The 15,677-nt window shown below is 71.0% G+C and carries 15 protein-coding genes; 9 read left to right on the top strand and 6 right to left on the bottom strand.

From position 1 onward, the window contains the following. The first annotated feature begins 60 nt into the window (after window positions 1–60). A complete protein-coding gene (locus BMY97_RS27840; protein WP_425425340.1) occupies window positions 61–1,368 on the top strand; it encodes a class-II fumarase/aspartase family protein in 1,308 nt (435 codons plus the stop codon). A 130-nt stretch (window positions 1,369–1,498) separates the two neighbouring features. Here BMY97_RS27840 and BMY97_RS27835 read toward each other — a convergent pair whose 3' ends face one another. Both BMY97_RS27835 and BMY97_RS27830 read right to left on the bottom strand, forming a co-directional pair. Beyond that, the gene (locus BMY97_RS27835) at window positions 1,499–2,410 is read right to left on the bottom strand and encodes a hypothetical protein (protein ID WP_091621895.1); all 912 of its coding nucleotides are present in this window, start codon (window positions 2,408–2,410) and stop codon (window positions 1,499–1,501) included. Window positions 2,411–2,531: 121 nt separating this feature from the next. Further along, on the bottom strand, window positions 2,532–3,125 hold the full coding sequence (locus tag BMY97_RS27830) for a DUF4383 domain-containing protein (RefSeq protein WP_091621892.1): 594 nt from the start codon (window positions 3,123–3,125) through the stop codon (window positions 2,532–2,534). A 181-nt stretch (window positions 3,126–3,306) separates the two neighbouring features. Here BMY97_RS27830 and BMY97_RS27825 point away from each other — a divergent pair, with 181 nt between their 5' ends. Then, window positions 3,307–4,158, top strand: coding sequence for a serine hydrolase (locus BMY97_RS27825; RefSeq protein ID WP_091621889.1), 852 nt, complete (start codon window positions 3,307–3,309; stop codon window positions 4,156–4,158). Window position 4,159: 1 nt separating this feature from the next. Here the strand turns inward: BMY97_RS27825 and BMY97_RS27820 are convergent, their stop codons facing one another. Further along, window positions 4,160–5,371 carry an alpha/beta hydrolase gene (locus BMY97_RS27820; RefSeq protein WP_091621887.1) on the bottom strand — a complete coding sequence of 404 codons (1,212 nt, stop codon included), beginning with the start codon at window positions 5,369–5,371 and terminating at the stop codon, window positions 4,160–4,162. Window positions 5,372–5,818: 447 nt separating this feature from the next. Between BMY97_RS27820 and BMY97_RS27810 the strand changes: the two genes are divergently transcribed. The 3 genes from BMY97_RS27810 to BMY97_RS27800 all read left to right on the top strand — a co-directional run bounded on the left by BMY97_RS27810 (window position 5,819) and on the right by BMY97_RS27800 (window position 7,765). Beyond that, on the top strand, window positions 5,819–6,292 hold the full coding sequence (locus BMY97_RS27810; RefSeq protein ID WP_091621881.1) for a MarR family winged helix-turn-helix transcriptional regulator: 474 nt from the start codon (window positions 5,819–5,821) through the stop codon (window positions 6,290–6,292). A gap of 57 nt (window positions 6,293–6,349) precedes the next feature. Then, window positions 6,350–7,198, top strand: coding sequence for an SAM-dependent methyltransferase (locus BMY97_RS27805; RefSeq protein ID WP_091621878.1), 849 nt, complete (start codon window positions 6,350–6,352; stop codon window positions 7,196–7,198). 93 nt (window positions 7,199–7,291) lie between these two features. After that, a complete protein-coding gene (locus tag BMY97_RS27800; protein ID WP_091621876.1) occupies window positions 7,292–7,765 on the top strand; it encodes a DUF1453 family protein in 474 nt (157 codons plus the stop codon). A gap of 7 nt (window positions 7,766–7,772) precedes the next feature. Here the strand turns inward: BMY97_RS27800 and BMY97_RS27795 are convergent, their stop codons facing one another. After that, window positions 7,773–8,705 (bottom strand): patatin-like phospholipase family protein, encoded by a 933-nt coding sequence (locus BMY97_RS27795; RefSeq protein ID WP_245787523.1) that lies wholly within the window; start codon window positions 8,703–8,705, stop codon window positions 7,773–7,775. 110 nt (window positions 8,706–8,815) lie between these two features. Between BMY97_RS27795 and BMY97_RS27790 the strand changes: the two genes are divergently transcribed. The 4 genes from BMY97_RS27790 to BMY97_RS27775 all read left to right on the top strand — a co-directional run bounded on the left by BMY97_RS27790 (window position 8,816) and on the right by BMY97_RS27775 (window position 12,677). Continuing rightward, a complete protein-coding gene (locus BMY97_RS27790) occupies window positions 8,816–9,361 on the top strand; it encodes a PadR family transcriptional regulator (RefSeq protein ID WP_091621873.1) in 546 nt (181 codons plus the stop codon). After that, window positions 9,358–11,364 carry an NADPH-dependent 2,4-dienoyl-CoA reductase gene (locus BMY97_RS27785; RefSeq protein WP_091621870.1) on the top strand — a complete coding sequence of 669 codons (2,007 nt, stop codon included), beginning with the start codon at window positions 9,358–9,360 and terminating at the stop codon, window positions 11,362–11,364. Before BMY97_RS27790 ends, BMY97_RS27785 begins: the two co-directional genes overlap by 4 nt. 22 nt (window positions 11,365–11,386) lie before the next feature. After that, a complete protein-coding gene (locus BMY97_RS27780; protein ID WP_281246931.1) occupies window positions 11,387–12,364 on the top strand; it encodes a prephenate dehydrogenase in 978 nt (325 codons plus the stop codon). Between the two features lie 82 nt (window positions 12,365–12,446). After that, window positions 12,447–12,677, top strand: a complete 231-nt coding sequence (locus BMY97_RS27775) for an antitoxin (protein WP_091621865.1) — start codon at window positions 12,447–12,449, stop codon at window positions 12,675–12,677. A gap of 59 nt (window positions 12,678–12,736) precedes the next feature. On the opposite strand, the gene BMY97_RS27770 is transcribed toward BMY97_RS27775, so the two are convergent. Both BMY97_RS27770 and BMY97_RS27765 read right to left on the bottom strand, forming a co-directional pair. Further along, window positions 12,737–13,627: an aminoglycoside phosphotransferase family protein gene (locus BMY97_RS27770; protein WP_091621861.1), complete on the bottom strand. Its 891-nt coding sequence runs from the start codon at window positions 13,625–13,627 to the stop codon at window positions 12,737–12,739. A gap of 54 nt (window positions 13,628–13,681) precedes the next feature. Next, entirely contained in the window at window positions 13,682–15,643 is a 1,962-nt protein-coding gene (locus BMY97_RS27765; protein ID WP_091621858.1) for an FUSC family protein, read from the bottom strand. Window positions 15,644–15,677: the final 34 nt, after the last annotated feature.

Raw genomic sequence — 15,677 nt, 5'->3', positions numbered from 1 at the left:
ATCTCGCGCCCCGGAACAGACCCAGCATCAATCTCGCGCCCCGGAACAGACCCAGCATCAATCTCGCGCCCCGGAGCAGGCCCAGCACCGATCCCACACACCAGAGCAGACAGCCCAGCGCCTGCTGAGGTCGGCGATCCGCGACCCGCCAGCGCCGGGCGCAGCAGCCAAGAGCCGAGCCTCGACGTGGCGGTGCCGGGGATCGACGTCACCGCGTTGGCTCGGGAGGCTCGGGCGACGGCGAATCCTGTGGTCGGGCTGGTCAAGGTGCTGACCGCGGCGGTCGCGCGGGTGGATGCGGGCGCAGCCGATCACGTCCACCGCGGGTCGACTAGTCAGGACATCGTCGACACGGCCATGATGCTGGTCGGCCAGCGGACGTTGCGGTTGATCGCCGACGATCTCGATGCCACGGTGAACGCGCTTGGCGAGTTGGCGCGCGCGCACCGGGACACGACCATGCCCGGGCGCACCCTCACCGCGCACGCCGTGCCCACCACGTTCGGGCTCAAGGCCGCGACGTGGCGGCAAGTCGTGCTCGACGCCGCCAGTCGGGTGCGGCGCGTGCTCGACGGCGGGCTGCCCGTCTCACTCGGCGGTGCGGCCGGGACGCTCGCCGCCTACGCCGAGTACGGCGACGGCACCGATGACTACGCCGAACGCCTCGTCAACGCCTTCGCCGAGGAGACCGGCCTCGCCGCGCCGACGCTGCCGTGGCACGCAAATCGGACGCCGGTGGCCGACGTCGCCGGCGTTCTGGCGATGGCGGCGGTCGCGCTGGGGAAGTTCGCCGTCGACGTCCTCACCCTCACCCGCACCGAACTGGGTGAGGTCACCGAACCGGCCGGCGGAGGCTCGTCCGCCATGCCGCACAAGCGAAACCCGGTGCTGTCCGCGCTGATCCGCTCCGCCGCGCTGCAGGTGCCGGCGCTGGCCGCGGGCGTGACGCAGGCCGGGCTGGCCGAGGACGAACGGTCCGCCGGCGTCTGGCAAGCCGAGTGGCAACTGCTGCGCGAATGCCTGCGGCTGACCGGCGGCGCGGCGTACACGGCCGTCGAGCTGGCGCGCGGCCTCGTCGTACACCCGGACCGCATGGCGGCAAACCTCGCGCTCACGCACGGGCTGATCGTGTCCGAACGGCTCTCCGCCACTCTCGCACCGCTGCTCGGCAAGGCACGCGCGAAGGCGGTACTCGGCGACGCGTCCGCGCGGGCGATCGAGGAAAACCGCCCGCTGGACGCCATCCTCGCCGAATCAGCGGAGGTCACCGCGGTGCTGGACGCCTCGAAACTCGCTGATCTGCTCGACCCAGCGCACTACACGGGAGCCGCCGGGCGGCTGGTCGATCGAGCCCTCGAAGATGACTGAAGATGGTCCGCGAGAAAAACCAGAAATTGCGGCGCAAATGCTTCGGACAACAGCACGACCGAGGTGATTTCACAAAAAAGGGCGGCCGGGAGATCCCCGGCCGCCCTTTTCGCGGGAAAGCTCGTACCGATCAGGGGTGGTAGATCTCCTTGACCTCGGCGATCTGGTCGTCGCCACTCACCAGGATCTGGGCCAGCGCCGGGGAGGCCGCGCCGCCGAGCAGGGTTTGGCGCAGCTGGTCGGCGTCGCACCGGAAATTGCCGAGGCCCTTGTCGTCGATGGTGACCTGGTTGTCGTTCTGGCACAGGGTGGCCGCGCTCCACACGATGGCGCCGCCGGCCAGCGGGAGGCGGTAGGTCTTTTCGTCGACCCGGTCGTAGTGGCCGCCGTCGGGGCCGCCGGGCTGCAAGCTGACCAGCTGGAAGGTGGCCATGTTGACGCTGGTGTCGAAGCCGGTGAACTGCACCTTCTGGGTGGTGTTCGGGAACCGGCGCTGCTGAGGCGCCGGTGCCGCCGCCCCGTCCTGCCCGGCCGGCCGGGTCTCGATCATGTAGTCAGTGGCGCCCTTGCCGCAGACGGTGCCGTCGGGGTTGGCGGCGTCCGCCTGTCCGGCACAGGTCCAGTCGCCGAAGATGTCGAGCACGCGCTTGCCGGGGCCCTCGCCCTTGGTCGGGATTTCCTTGTAGTACTCGGTGATCACGTTGAACGCGGTGTCGCAGCCCGGGTTGCTGCCGGTGGTCGCCGTGTCGGCGAACAGGTCCAGCTGCGGGCCGCCGGGCGGGCTGACGTGCTTGCCGCTCAGCTTGCTGCAGTTGACGTTGCCGTTCGCGTCGGTGAAGTCGCCGCCCTTGGCGTTGGCGGAGCCGCCGGATCCGCCGGTGGCCGCGCCCTGCGGCGAGTGCTGGGCCGCGGCGTCCGCCGCGTTCTTCACCGGAGAACTGTTTCCGGCCGCGTTTCCGCTGCACGCGGAAAGAGCCGCGGTGGCGGCGATCGCCCCACCGATCATCGCCAGCCTGATCGCCTTCTTCGCGGTGAATCCCATTTCGCGCCCCTCTGGCAGCAATTGTTGAAGCTTTACCAAGAGAGACGCCTGGCGCCGGGCAGCGTTGCGGTGGGGCGCAACGCTGCCCGAAGGTACTTCCGGATCCGCGAGTGCAGATGCCCTAGTGCGCCAGGCCCGGACCGCGCTTCTCAGCGGCCTGGTCCTCAGCGGTGCCGGCACCACCGACCGGGGCGGACCGCTCAACGGTCGTCCCGGAAACGGCGTTGGTGTCGGCGGGCGTGACCGGGTCAGCGGCCTCCTCCGGGACCCGGACGCGGCGGCGCGCCGGCAGTACGGCGATCACCAGGCCGAGCGCGGCGATGCCGAGGTGCAGCCAGTTGTCCGAAGCCGTCAGGTCGAGCGGGTTGCCCGCGTTGGCGAACGGGTTGGCTGTGATCGTCCCGGCGATCATCAAGCCCCAGACGAACAGCACGCCGTAGCCGAGGAACAGCAGCCAGCCGAAAACGCGTGCGCGGCCGGAGCCGAACGCGAGCGCCAGGCCGAGCAGGCCGGTCACGACGTGCACGAGGTTGTTCATCGGGTTGGCGGAGAACCGCCAGAAACCGGCGTCGTGGTGGCCGGCGAAGTCGCCGAACCCGGTCCTGGTGAACCCCACGATGCCGAAGACCAGGAAAACCACAGCGACGAGGGCGGCCAGGACCTGCGCGGGCTGCAGGCCCTCCACCCGGATCCGGGCTCCATGCGCATGAACCATGACTCCAGTCCTTCCCGATGGTGAAGTGACTTCGAGGGGATACCCAGCCCACCCGGTGCGAAAACGCCGGTGCTTGCCCGCAGCCGCTCGGCGCGTCACCGGATTCACCCCGATCCGAGGGCTATCCCACAAAGTCACCCGATCCGGCGAACTCTGCCGGAGCGATCGGACAAGTCCGGTCATGCGCAAGGTGAACCTGCTCTTCCTCGTGGGGCTCTGCCTGGGGGCACTGACCGGGCTGACCGTGGTGGTGCTGAGGCCACCGGGCCACTCGCCGGTCGCCGTCGCCGAGATCGGCCGCGCCGCGGAAAAGCCGATTACCACTTCGGAAACACCGGAGGATCCGAAGAACCCGAGCAGCGCGTCGCTTGAGGCTCTGCTGCCGCAAGGGCACGTCAGCGCCCTCGTGTTCGACCGCGCGAAAGGCACCTTCGCGCTCTCCGTGAACGCGGACCGCGCCTATACGTCGGCGTCGCTCGTCAAGCTCCTCATCGCCCTCAATGCGCAGGAGAGCGGGGAATCGCGCGCCCTCATCGAGAAAATGCTCTCCCACAGCGACGACGCCATCGCCAGCCGGCTCTGGGTCGAAGGCGGCGAAACGTCGATCGTCACCAACGCGATCCAGCGAATGGGCCTCACCGGGACGCAGCCGCCGTCGAACCCGGGCCGTTGGGGCGACACGAAAATCACCGCCGCCGACGTCGTGCGGATCTACGACTACCTGCTCGACGAGGCCCCCGCGCCCGCCCGCGACCTCATCCTGAACGCATTGCACGACGCCACCGAGTACGGCAGCGACGGTTTCCGTCAGTATTTCGGCATCCCCGACGCCGTGGGCGGCCTGCCGTGGGCCGTCAAGCAGGGCTGGTCCTGTTGCGACCCGACGATGATGCTCCACACCACCGGTCTGGTCGGGAAAAACCGCTACCTGGTCGTCGTGCTGACCGAGCAGCCGAAGTCCGTCGGCTACGACGCCGCGAAGCAGCAGATCACCAACGTGGTCAAGAATCTCCTGCCACTACTGGGAAACTGACTCACTGCTCCATCGCCGACAGCCCGCCGCGCGCGCCCGTGACCGGCAGCGGCCACGGCCGCACCCCGCCGCTGACGTCGACGTGCCTGCCGACCGCCGCGGGGCTGGGGATGCGCTCGCCGATCCACGCCAGCAGGTCGGGCAGCTGGGATTTGAACGTGTTCATGTTGTGGCCCGCGTCCGGGATCTCCCACGAGAAGACCCGGACCGGCGCCTGCGCGGCCTGGTGGATCTGGCCGATCGCGAAGCTCTCGTACTTCTCCTGGCTCCCCGCGACCGCCAGGATCTCCACCGGCGACGGGTGCAGGCGGACGTTCACGCGCACGTTGTTCGCGTCGTCGATGTCACGGCGGCCGTGGAACAGGTCCTCGGTCTGGCCGTCGCTGTACTGGGCCTTGTCGTACCCGCCGACGCTCACGGCCTGGCCGAACCACTGCGGGTGGCGCGTCACCAGGTTCATCGCGCAGTAGCCACCGGACGACCAGCCCGCGATGGTCCACGCCTGCCGGTCCGGGTTGAGCCCGAGGCGCTGGATGGCCCACTCGCGCACGTCCGCGGAGAGGTAGGTGTCGTTGGGCGTGCCGTTGACCTCGTCGACGCATTCGGTGTCGTGCCCGATCTTCGGCTCGCCCGTGGGGTCCGGGACGACCACGACGGTCGGCGGCAGGGTGTGCTTCCTGATCGCCGCGTCGAGCTGGTCCGGCAGCTTGTAGATGGCGGCGACCTCGGGTCCGGACGGGTAGTTCGGGATCCATTCGATCGCGGGGAACCGCAGCGTGCGGTACGCCGGTTCGAAGTACTGCGGCGGCAGGTAGACGACGGCGTCACGGCTGAGCCCGGTCCGGCGGCCGGTGACCTTCATGTGCACGACGGTCCCCTTGCCGGCCTTCGCGTGCATCGCGCCGGCGTCGCGCAGCTGGTCGAGGTCCGCGCCGTTGTCGCCGCCCTCGGCGTCGGTGCCGTCGGAGGAGTACGCGCCGGTGCCGACCAGCGCGCCGACCGTCGGGAAGAAGCCGCCGATCAGGTTGCCCGTCATCGCGAGGCTGACCACCACGAGCAGCACGGCCGTCAGCACCGTCGCGCTGCGGCCGAGCTGCTTGCGCTTGCGCCAGCGGTCCCAGAACCACGGCACGGCGACGACCGCCAGCACGGCCAGCGCGGCGATGACGCCCAGCTCGACCGGTGAGTCCAGCCGGATGCTGCTCAAGTGCACGGGAAACCTCCAGGACGCGTGTCCGAAAGGCGGGACCCGCTGTACTAATAACACGTTTGGCGGACCCCCCTCGTTGTGATCAGGTGACTCGCGTCACAGGAAAACGAGAGCGGTCCGCCAAGCCGGTTTCAGTTGCCGAAAGCCCGCCGCAGCACGGTGATCGCCTGCGTGATGGCAGCCTCCGCGGCGCGCGTCCCACGCAATGCGTTGACCATAACGAAGTCGTGGATGACGGCCTGGCACCGAACCGCCGTCGCCGCGAGACCGGCCTGACGCAGCTCCGACGAGACCCGCAGCGGCGACGCGGTGATTTCCGGCTCCAGGTTAAGCGGACAGTTTAGTTGTACACAATCAAAGTGAGCCCTATGAGATCTAAGGCACTTGAGTTGCTCTCGCAGGCCTACAGCGGGGAAGATGAAGGGTTCCGGCAGCGGATGGAGGATCCCCATGACCAACCCGGACCACGGCGACACCGGTTCGCTGCTGCTCGACAACCAGCTCTGCTTCGGGCTGTACTCGGCGTCTCGAGCCGTGACGTCGCTCTACCGGACCCTGCTCGAACCGCTCGACCTCACGTACCCGCAGTACCTGGTCATGCTCGCGCTGTGGGAGCACGACCAGCAACAGGTGAAGGAACTCGGCGCCGCGCTGAACCTCGACTCCGGCACGCTCTCGCCGCTGCTCAAGCGGCTGGAAAAAGCCGGCCTCGTACGCCGTGACCGCCAGGCCGACGACGAGCGTTCCGTGCGCATCACCCTCACCGAGGACGGGGCCGCCCTGCGTGCGAAGGCCGAGGGGATCCCGCCGCACATCGGTGCCGCGATGGGCTTCGACAACCGGGCGCTGGGCCGGATGCGCGCCGCGATGGACCAGTTGACGGCGTCGGTGAACGCCTACCGGGAATCGTTCGGCCCGGCCTGATCCGACCCCCGCCCACCGTGGCTAGCATGGGTCGCGACGCGAGCGGTGAGGACAGCCATGATCGAACGTGACGAAGCCCTGCGAGCCGTGGAAGGCAGCCTCGACCGGCCGTCGGCGGCCCGGATCTACGACTACTTCATCGGCGGTTCGACGAACTGGGCGATCGACCGCGCGTTCGCGGAGAAGGTGCGCGCGCGGCTGCCGCTGATGGGCGACTACTGCCTGACCAGCCGGCAGTTCCTCGGCCGCGCTGTGCGCCAGTGCGTGCGGGCCGGCGTCCACCAGTTCGTCGACATCGGCTCCGGCCTGCCGACGGCGGGCAACGTGCACGAGGTCGCCGACCAGGAGCGCCCGCAGCAAGACGTCCACGTGCTCTACATCGACAACGAGCCCATCGCGCTGGCCCACTCCCAGATCCTGCTCGACGACACCGCCGACCCGGAACGGCACGAGGCGATCGCCGCGGACCTGTTGCAGCCCGAAGAGCTGTGGGACCGCGTGATGGACTCCGGCGTGATCGACGTCCGCCGCCCGATCGCCCTGATCGTCAACGCGGTCCTGCACTTCATCAAGGACGACCAGGACCCGGACGGCCTGCTGGAGTACTACCGGCACCGCCTCGCCCCCGGCTCGCTGCTGGTGCTCTCGCAGATGACCAACGAGAACCCGGTCGACGACGACGAGCGCCAGGCGCTGGCCGACCTGCTGGAGTACTACGAGTCCACCACCAACCCCGGCGTGCTGCGCACGATGGCCGAGTTCGAACGCTTCTTCGGCGGCTGGCCGCTGCTCAAGCCTGGGCTGGTCTACGCACCGGCGTGGCATCCGGACAAGGCGACGGTGTTCGCGAAGGCCCCTTCGGAGTCCCGCGTGATCGGCGGCGTGGCCCGTAAGCCGTCGCTCTGACCCGTCCCGATTCAATCCCGGGGTTGACGCGCGTCGTCCCGCGAGCTGGCACTTTGGTGTCCGACAGCGGGATCACGGGGAGAGGCACCAGGGATGAACAGCGCCACCAGCATCGTCATCGGGCTCGCCGTACTGGCTTGGGTGCTGTGGCGGCAGGTGCAGCAGCGGCTGGTGCGCGAGGACCGCAAGCCGACCGTCGTGCTGATCCTCGCGGTGCTCGGGGTCGTCGCGCTGGCCGCGTTCTTCAAGAGCGGCAGCCCGTCGGCCACGGCGATCGCGCTGTTGGCCGGAAGTCTCCTGGTCGCCGTGCTCTTCGGCGTCGTGCGGGTCTACACGGTGCGGCTGTGGCGCGCCGACAGCCAGCTCTGGCGCCAGGGCACCTGGCTGACCGTGGTGCTGTGGATCGCCGCCATCGCCATCCACCTCGGCCTCGACTTCGTGATCGACGCCAACAGCCCGGTGAAGGGCCTGGGCAACGCGTCGATCCTGCTCTACCTCGCCGTCACCCTCGGCGCGCAGCGGCTGGTGGTGCAGCAGCGGGCGAACCGCCAGGAGCAAACCGCGTGACGTCCCGCTAAGAAGCCTTACGCAGCAACTCAAGCGCCGCGTACACGGCTTCCAGCCCCAGCTCGACAGCGCGGCGCAGCACGGCGGGATCGCGTTCCAGTGCGCCCACGTCCGGGGAACCCGCCGGAGGGCGGACGCTCACCAGGCGCGGGTCCTCGCGGAGCAAACGCTCGTCTTCGAGATCGCGTTCGTACTGCTCGCGCCACGCGGTGATCGTGCCGGGCGCCTGGCGGCGCAGGAACCGCGGCACTACTACGTCCTGCACGCGCGGGGGCGGCACCGGGATCTCGTCCTCGCGGCGGGTCCGCAGCACCAGCACGTCGGTCGCGCCCTGGGCCAGCGCGGTCCGGAACGGCAGCGGCTCCGCGACCCCCGCGTCGACGAACCGGCGCCCGCCCATCGCGATCGGCGGGCCGGCCAGCACAGGCATGCAGGAGGAGGCGGCGAGCGCCGTCTTGATCGCGTCGACGTCGTCGATGAACGGGTACAGGTCGGTGGACTCGCCGGTGTCCGCGTCGGTGGCCAGCGGGTGGAACGAGACCGGATTGGCCAGGATCGCCGGGAAGTCCATCGGCTCCAGCACCGAGTAGACCTGGTGCACCAGGTACTCCAGGTCGATCACCGCGCGCCCGCGCAGGGTGTGCAGCGGGTTGATGATCCGCCGCATGACGGTCGGGTTCCACCAGGTCCGCACGCCCGTCTGGGATCGGCCGCAGAGCAGCCAGGCGCCGTTCAGCGCACCGGCCGAGGAGCCGTAGACGGCGTCGAACGCGGGGGTCGCGCCCAGTTCGTCGAGGGCCAGGACCATGCCGCTGGAGTAGGTGCCGCGGCTGCTGCCGCCCTCGATCGCCAGCGCGAGGCGGCGGGAATCCGTTCGCTGTCCCGGAACACTGCCCGTCGCCAGCCGTTCGGTGATCAGTTCGAGTACCGGGTGCACCATCCCATCCTGGTCGTTTCGCGCGATTCGTCGACCCGTTTTGCCCCACCCGGCCGGGTGACCTAGCTTGCACTCCGTTGCACTGCAACTAGTTGCATAGCACCCTGGGCGGCATGGCACTGGAGCACGCGATCCTCGTCTCGCTGTCCGAACGCTCGGGCTCGGGCTACGAGCTGGCGCGCCGCTTCGAGAAGTCCATCGGACTGTTCTGGAGTGCCACCCACCAGCAGATCTACCGCGTGCTGAAGCGGATGGAGGAGGCCGGCTGGGTGGCCGTGGACGTCGTCGCGCAGGAGGGCAGGCCGGACAAGAAGGTCTACACCGTCGGCGCGGCCGGGCGGGCCGAGCTGCGGCGCTGGCTGGCCGAGCCCGACCCGTCTTCGGGGCCGCAGGAGCTGGCCGTGAAGATCCGCGGCGCGTCCTTCGGGAACGCGCGCGCGGTCGCCGCCGAGATCACCCGCCACCGCGACGCGCACGCCGAACGCCTCGACGCCTACCGCCAGATCGAGAAGCGCGACTTCCCCTCGCCCGCGGCACTGCGCGGTCAGCCGCTGCACCAGTACCTCGTGCTGCGCGGCGGCATCCGCGTGGAAGCGGGCCAGGTGGAGTGGTTCGAGGAGATCCTGATGGCATTGCACCAAGACAAGGACCGCTCATGACGCCGTACCCGCACCTGCTCGCCCCGCTCGACCTGGGCTTCACGACGCTGCGCAACCGCGTGCTCATGGGCTCGATGCACACCGGGCTGGAGGACCGCGCGAAGCATTTCCCGGAATTGGCGGAGTATTACGCGGAACGCGCGCGCGGCGGCGTCGGGCTGATCGTCACCGGCGGGTTCGCGCCCAACCGGACAGGCTGGCTGCTGCCGTTCGCCTCGAAGCTGTCCACGCCGGCGGAAGCCCGGCAGCACCGGCAGCTGACCGCGCCCGTCCACGAGGCCGGCGGCAAGATCGCGCTGCAGATCCTGCACGCGGGCCGGTATTCCTACAACCCGCTGAGCGTCTCGGCGTCGAGCATCAAGGCGCCGATCAACCCGTTCCGGCCGCGCGCGCTGACCGGTTACGGCGTGCGCCGGCAGATCCGCGCCTTCGCCGACAGCGCCGCGCTCGCGCGTGAAGCCGGGTACGACGGTGTCGAGATCATGGGCAGCGAGGGTTACCTGATCAACCAGTTCCTGGCCGAGCGGACCAACAAGCGCACCGACGGCTGGGGCGGCACACCGGAGAAGCGGCGGCGGTTCGCGGTCGAGGTCGTGCGGCGGACGCGCGCGGCAGTGGGGCCGGACTTCATCATCATCTACCGGCTGTCCATGCTCGACCTGGTGCCGGGCGGGCAGAGCTGGGACGACGTGGTCGCGCTGGCGAAGGACGTCGAGGCCGCGGGCGCCACGATCATCAACACCGGCATCGGCTGGCACGAGGCGCGGGTGCCGACGATCGTCACGTCCGTGCCGCGCGCGGCGTTCACCTGGGTGACCGGGAAGCTCAAGCCGCACGTGTCGATCCCGGTCGTCACCTCGAACCGGATCAACATGCCGCAGGTCGCCGAGGAGGCGCTGGCGAGCGGTGACGCCGACCTGGTGTCGATGGCCCGGCCGTTCCTCGCCGACCCCGAGTGGATCCGCAAGGCCGAGACCGGGCGCGAGGACGAGATCAACACCTGCATCGCGTGCAACCAGGCCTGCCTGGACCACGCGTTCGCCCGCAAACCGGTGTCCTGCATGGTCAATCCGCGCGCGGGCCACGAGACCACGTTGACGCTGGCGCCCACGCGGCGCGCCAAGCACGTCGCGGTGGTCGGCGCCGGCCCGGCCGGGCTCGCGGCCGCGACGGCGCTCGGCGAGCGGGGCCACAGCGTCGAGCTGTTCGAGGCCGACGCCGAGGTCGGCGGCCAGTTCGGCATCGCGCGGCTGATCCCGGGCAAGGAGGAGTTCGCCGAGACCATCCGTTACTACCAGCGGCGGTTGGAGGTCACCGGCGTGAAGGTGCACCTGGGCACGCGGGTGACCGCGGCGGACCTGACCGGGTTCGACGAGGTGGTGCTCGCCACGGGCGTCACGCCGCGGGTGCCGTCGCTGCCGGGCATCGATCACCCGAAAGTGCTGTCCTACGTGGACGTCGTCCGGCACGGCCGTCCGGTCGGCGAGCGGGTCGCGGTGATCGGCGCGGGCGGCATCGGGGTGGACGTGAGCGAGTTCCTCACCCACACGTCCTCGCCCGCGCTCGACCGCGACGCGTGGATGGCCGAATGGGGCGTCACCGATCCGGAGCTGGCCGCGGGCGGGCTCGGCCCGGCGCGACCCGAGCCGTCACCACGGCAGGTCTACCTGCTGCAACGCAAAAAGGGGCCGATCGGCGCGGGGCTGGGCAAGACGTCCGGCTGGGTCCATCGGGCGGCGCTGAAGGCGAAGGGCGTCGAGCGGATTTCGGGCATCACCTACGAGCGGATCGACGACGCCGGGCTGCACGTCACCGTCGACGGGGCGCCGCGGCTGCTGGAGGTGGACACCGTGGTGGTCTGCGCCGGTCAGGAGCCCGTGCGGGACCTGGTGGCCGGGCTGGACGGGGTGCCCGTGCACCTGGTCGGCGGGGCCGACGTCGCCGCCGAGCTGGACGCGAAACGCGCCATCGACCAGGGGACACGGCTCGCGGCCACGCTGTGATCCGGTGGCTCGCACTGGCAGGATGGCCCCCGTGCGAGACGTATGCGTGATCGGGCTCGGGCTCATCGGCGGTTCGCTGCTGCGGGCCTCGGCGGCGAGCGGCAGGACGACGTGGGGCGCGGCGGTGTCCGAAGTGGACGCCGACGCCGCGAGCCGCGCCGGCTACGACGTGACCACCGACGTGGAGGCCGCGCTGCACCGGGCCGCGGCGGCCGACGCGGTGGTCGTGCTGGCCGTGCCGCTGCCCGCGGTCGAGAACCTGCTGCGGCTGGTCGCGCAGCACGCGGCGCACTGCCTGCTGACCGACGTCGTCAGCGTGAAGGGCCCGATGCTGGACGCCGTGCGGCGGCGGGCGCCGTACACGCGTTACGTGGGCGGGCACCCGATGACCGGCACGGCCGAGTCGGGCTGGCTGGCCGGCGAAGAGGCGCTGTTCCAGGGCGCGGCGTGGGTGGTCGGCGTCGAGGAGGACACGGACCTCGAGGCGTGGGCGGAGGTCACGCGGCTGGTGCTGGACGTCGGCGCGTTCGCCGTGCCGCTGCCCGCGGACTCGCACGACGAGGCGGTCGCCCGGATTTCGCACCTGCCGCACCTTTTCGCCGCGATCCTCGCGACGGTCGGCGCGCAGGGCGGCCCGCTGGCGATGTCGCTGGCCGCGGGCTCCTACCGCGACGGCACCCGCGTGGCCGGGTCTTCGCCCGAACTGGTCCGCGCCATGACGGAAGGCAACCGCGACGCCCTGCTCCCGATCGTCGACGAGGCCCTCGGCCGCCTCGGCGCGGCGCGCGGCTCGCTGGCCTCGACCGGCGGCCTGGCCGCGACGATCAACGCGGGCCACGAAGGCGCGCTGGCCCTCTCGGCCGCCCGCGACGCCGCCCGCTCCGGCGTCCGCATCAGCCTGACCGCCCCGGACGCGCGCGACGGCCTCATCGCCCTCGGCGAACGCGGCGGGCACATCACGTCCCTGGACGAGGACGTCGCCGTCGGCGAGGTCAACTGACCCACCCGTCGCGACCGATTTGCCTGGCGCCCGGGCTGTGTGACGATAAGGCTCCTCTGCATCCGGATTGGGGAGCGAAGCGATGGGCATCAACTTCGACGAGATCAAGAACAAGGCCCAGGACGCCCTGCGCGAGCACGGCGACAAGATCGAGGAGGGCCTCGACAAGGCCGCCGGCTTCGCGAAGTCCAAGGTCGAAGGACACGACTCCAAGATCGACGGCGGGGTCGAGAAGGCCAAGGACTTCCTGGACAAGTTCAGCGGCAAGCCCGGCGAGGGCGAGCAGCCGCCCGCCGCCCCGCCGCAGCCGTAGTCCGAGAGCCGGACGGGGCCAGCGAAACCCGGTCCCGCCCGGCCGGACCCCCGGAAGTCTCAGCCGTCGCCCAGCACCGCCCGGATCACGTGCCGCGCGTTCTCCGCCATCGCCGGGTTCCTCTCCCGGTAGTACGGCAGCGAGATCAACGCCTGTGAGAGCGTCCGGGCCCGACCGCGGTTCCAGGTCGGGTCGTCCACGCCGAGCGCCTCGCGGAAGGCCTCCCGTGCGTCGGCAGGCAACAGATTCCAGGCCGGGAACAGGTCGCAGGCCGGATCGCCCGTGCCCAGGCACCCGAAGTCGATCACCGCGCTCAGCCTGCCGCGGTCGATCAGCAGATTGCCCGGCATCAGGTCGGCGTGCAGCCAGACCGGCGGGCTGTCCTGGCCCGGGGCTCGCAACGCCTGCTTCCACACTTCGGCCGCGGCGTCGCAGTCGACGTCCTCCTGTGGGATCCCGCGCAGTTGCCGGATCGCCGCCCGGGTCGACTGGTCGAGCGCGACGAGTGGCCCGCCGCGGTAGGCCGCCGGCGCTCCCGGCAGCGTGATGCTCCGCATCTGGGCCACGAATCCGGCCAGATCCCCGGCCAGCCGCACGGGCTCGCGCAGGGCTCCGGCCTCGGGATTCTCCCCCGCCGGCCACCGGTGAACCGACCACGGCCACGGATAGCCCTCGGCGGGCGCCCCGGCCCCGAGTACCTCCGGGATGGCCGTGGGCAACCGGGGCGCGAGCCGGGGCAGCCACTCCTGCTCCAGCGCCGCGTCCTTGGCGCCCGCCTTCGTCAGCGGCAGCCGCACGACCATGCCCTCGCCCAGCCGATACACGGCGTTGACCGTGCCGCCAGAAGGAAACCGGGCCACCGGCAGCCCCGCCCACCGCGGGAACTGCCCGGCGATCAGGCTTCGTACGAGGTCCTCGTCCGGACCGCGGTGCAGCTGTCCTGTCGTCACGGGGCGCCATCCGATCGTCGGGCACCGCTGGGCGTCAACTGCTTTCCGCGCGGTTCAGGTGCGCCGGTGGTACGGCAGGAATCGCCGCACCAGCCGGGACGGGGTGCGTTCCACCAGGTCCGGGCCGCGGACCGCGTCGAAGGTCGTGCCCAGCTGGTCGACGACGCCGGAAAGCTGATCGCCGTCCGGCAGGGGGACCGACGCCGGCTCGCGTTGTTCGCGGACGGCCGCGCCCAGCTCGGCCAAGGCGGCCGTGAGCAGGGAGACGTCCTCGGGCGACGGTGGCGGCACGTCCCGGCCCAGGGTCACCCCGACCTCCGTGACGGCGTCCGTCACGCGTTCCAGCCCCGCGATCACCGGCCACCACGCCACGGCCTGCCGTCCCGCCGGCGAGGGCTCCACGATCACCTGCTGGAACGCCGTCCGCAGGTCCGAGAGCGCCCGGTAGGCGGCGCGGCGGGCACGCGAACGGGCCAGTCGCGCCTCCCCCGAAGACGCGACGACCAGCGCGCTGCGGACGTACGACGCGACCGTGTCGAAGGCGTCCGCGAGCCGCCCGCCGACCTGCGGACGGCGTGAGCCCGGCCAGAGCAGGTAGCCGATCACGAGCACGATCAGGCAGCCCGAGACCGTGTCGACCAGCCGCGCGAGCACCACCGTCCAGCTGCCGGTGTTCGCGAGGTCCATCTGCAGGATGATCAGCGGCGTCACGAAGGTGCCGAGCATGCCGTAATTGCGCACCTTCCCCACCGCGGCGCCGCCGGCGAACAGCGCGATCAACGCCACCAGCACCCAGCCGCGCGCGCCCACCGCGAGCACCACCGCCCCGAGCCCGACGCCCGCCACCGTGCCCAGCCCGCGCAGCACCGCGCGGCCGAAGACCGAACCGAAGTCCGGCTTCAGCACGACGCCGACCGTCAGCGTGATCCAGTACGTCCGCTCGAACGGCACCAGCAGCGCCACCACCTCGGCGACCGCCACGCACACCGTCAGCCGCAGCGCGGCGACCCAGGTCAGCGGGCCGGACACCAGCGAACTCGCCCACTCCCGCACCCGGCGGTACGGCGAAACAACCGCTCGGCGCTGCCGGTCGTCGCCCTTCTCGATGCGCGCGAGGCCCGCGTACAACGCCTTCAGCACCGGGTCGGCGTCTTCTTCCGGAGCCGACGGCGGGGGCGGCAACGGCTGGGTCGCCAGCACCGAAGCCGCGGCGCCCGTGAGGTACTCGATGACGTCTCCGGGCGGGCGGCGGCCCGCGTTCACCAGCGCGACCGAGGCCTCCACGGCGGGAGTGGTGGCGGACAGCTGGTTCAGCAGCTGCCGATACGCGGCGTCGCGGCCGGAGAGCCACGAACGGGCCGTCAGCAGGCGGTCGTACGCCGTGTTCATGGCCGTCGTGAGCTGGTTGCGGGCGGCGCGCGAGGTCGGCTCGTCGGTGGCCGACAGCATGGCGGCGAGCTCGATGTACACGTGCGCGACAGCCGTGCGCTCGGAGCTGGTGGCACGCACGGTCCACGTCACGAGCGCGACCAGCAGGCTCCAGGCCGCGCCCGCGCAGAAGTAGCCGAACAGCACCTCCACACGCAGGCCGGTCGCGTGCTGGGCGGTGCCGAGCACGCAGAACACGAACATCTGCAGCGCCGCCACCGACGCGTTGCTGCCGGCCGCGCTGATCAGCGCCGAGACGGCCGCGATCAGCACGACCGCCGGGATCGACCAGGCCGGCGAGCCGCCGGTCAGCAGGCCGACCAAGTAGCCCGCGGCGGCAGCGAGGGTCGCGCCGCCCAGCCGGCGGGCGCGGTAGCGGTACGGGCCCGAAGCCTCGGACAGCACCGCCGGCAGGGCACCCGTCGAAATCAGCGCGCCGACGGCGATGTCCCCCGCCGCGTACGCGACGGCCAGCGGCGTCGCCAGCGCGATCACCGCACGGGCCACCATGTTCCACGGAACGGGCACCGGTTTCGGGCGCAGGAGCTGGACCAGCCAGTGGGGTGCGGCGAAGTCTGGGCGCGTCACGCACCCATCTTGACCTACGCTGCTCGGAGCGCTT

Origin of the sequence: Amycolatopsis saalfeldensis (assembly GCF_900110575.1) — a bacterium.
Classification (GTDB): Bacteria; Actinomycetota; Actinomycetes; order Mycobacteriales; family Pseudonocardiaceae; genus Amycolatopsis; species Amycolatopsis saalfeldensis.
Note: the sequence above shows the minus strand (reverse complement) of the source record. Positions and strands in the feature narration are given on the sequence as shown.

Coding starts and splice junctions, on each gene's coding strand:
- BMY97_RS27795 (WP_245787523.1), bottom strand. CDS start 8,705: ATGGTGCACCCGGTACTCGAACTGATCACCGAACGGCTGGCGACGGGC.
- BMY97_RS27825 (WP_091621889.1), top strand. CDS start 3,307: ATGCGCAAGGTGAACCTGCTCTTCCTCGTGGGGCTCTGCCTGGGGGCA.
- BMY97_RS27805 (WP_091621878.1), top strand. CDS start 6,350: ATGATCGAACGTGACGAAGCCCTGCGAGCCGTGGAAGGCAGCCTCGAC.
- BMY97_RS27800 (WP_091621876.1), top strand. CDS start 7,292: ATGAACAGCGCCACCAGCATCGTCATCGGGCTCGCCGTACTGGCTTGG.
- BMY97_RS27785 (WP_091621870.1), top strand. CDS start 9,358: ATGACGCCGTACCCGCACCTGCTCGCCCCGCTCGACCTGGGCTTCACG.
- BMY97_RS27780 (WP_281246931.1), top strand. CDS start 11,387: ATGGCCCCCGTGCGAGACGTATGCGTGATCGGGCTCGGGCTCATCGGC.
- BMY97_RS27830 (WP_091621892.1), bottom strand. CDS start 3,125: ATGGTTCATGCGCATGGAGCCCGGATCCGGGTGGAGGGCCTGCAGCCC.
- BMY97_RS27790 (WP_091621873.1), top strand. CDS start 8,816: ATGGCACTGGAGCACGCGATCCTCGTCTCGCTGTCCGAACGCTCGGGC.
- BMY97_RS27835 (WP_091621895.1), bottom strand. CDS start 2,410: ATGGGATTCACCGCGAAGAAGGCGATCAGGCTGGCGATGATCGGTGGG.
- BMY97_RS27775 (WP_091621865.1), top strand. CDS start 12,447: ATGGGCATCAACTTCGACGAGATCAAGAACAAGGCCCAGGACGCCCTG.
- BMY97_RS27810 (WP_091621881.1), top strand. CDS start 5,819: ATGACCAACCCGGACCACGGCGACACCGGTTCGCTGCTGCTCGACAAC.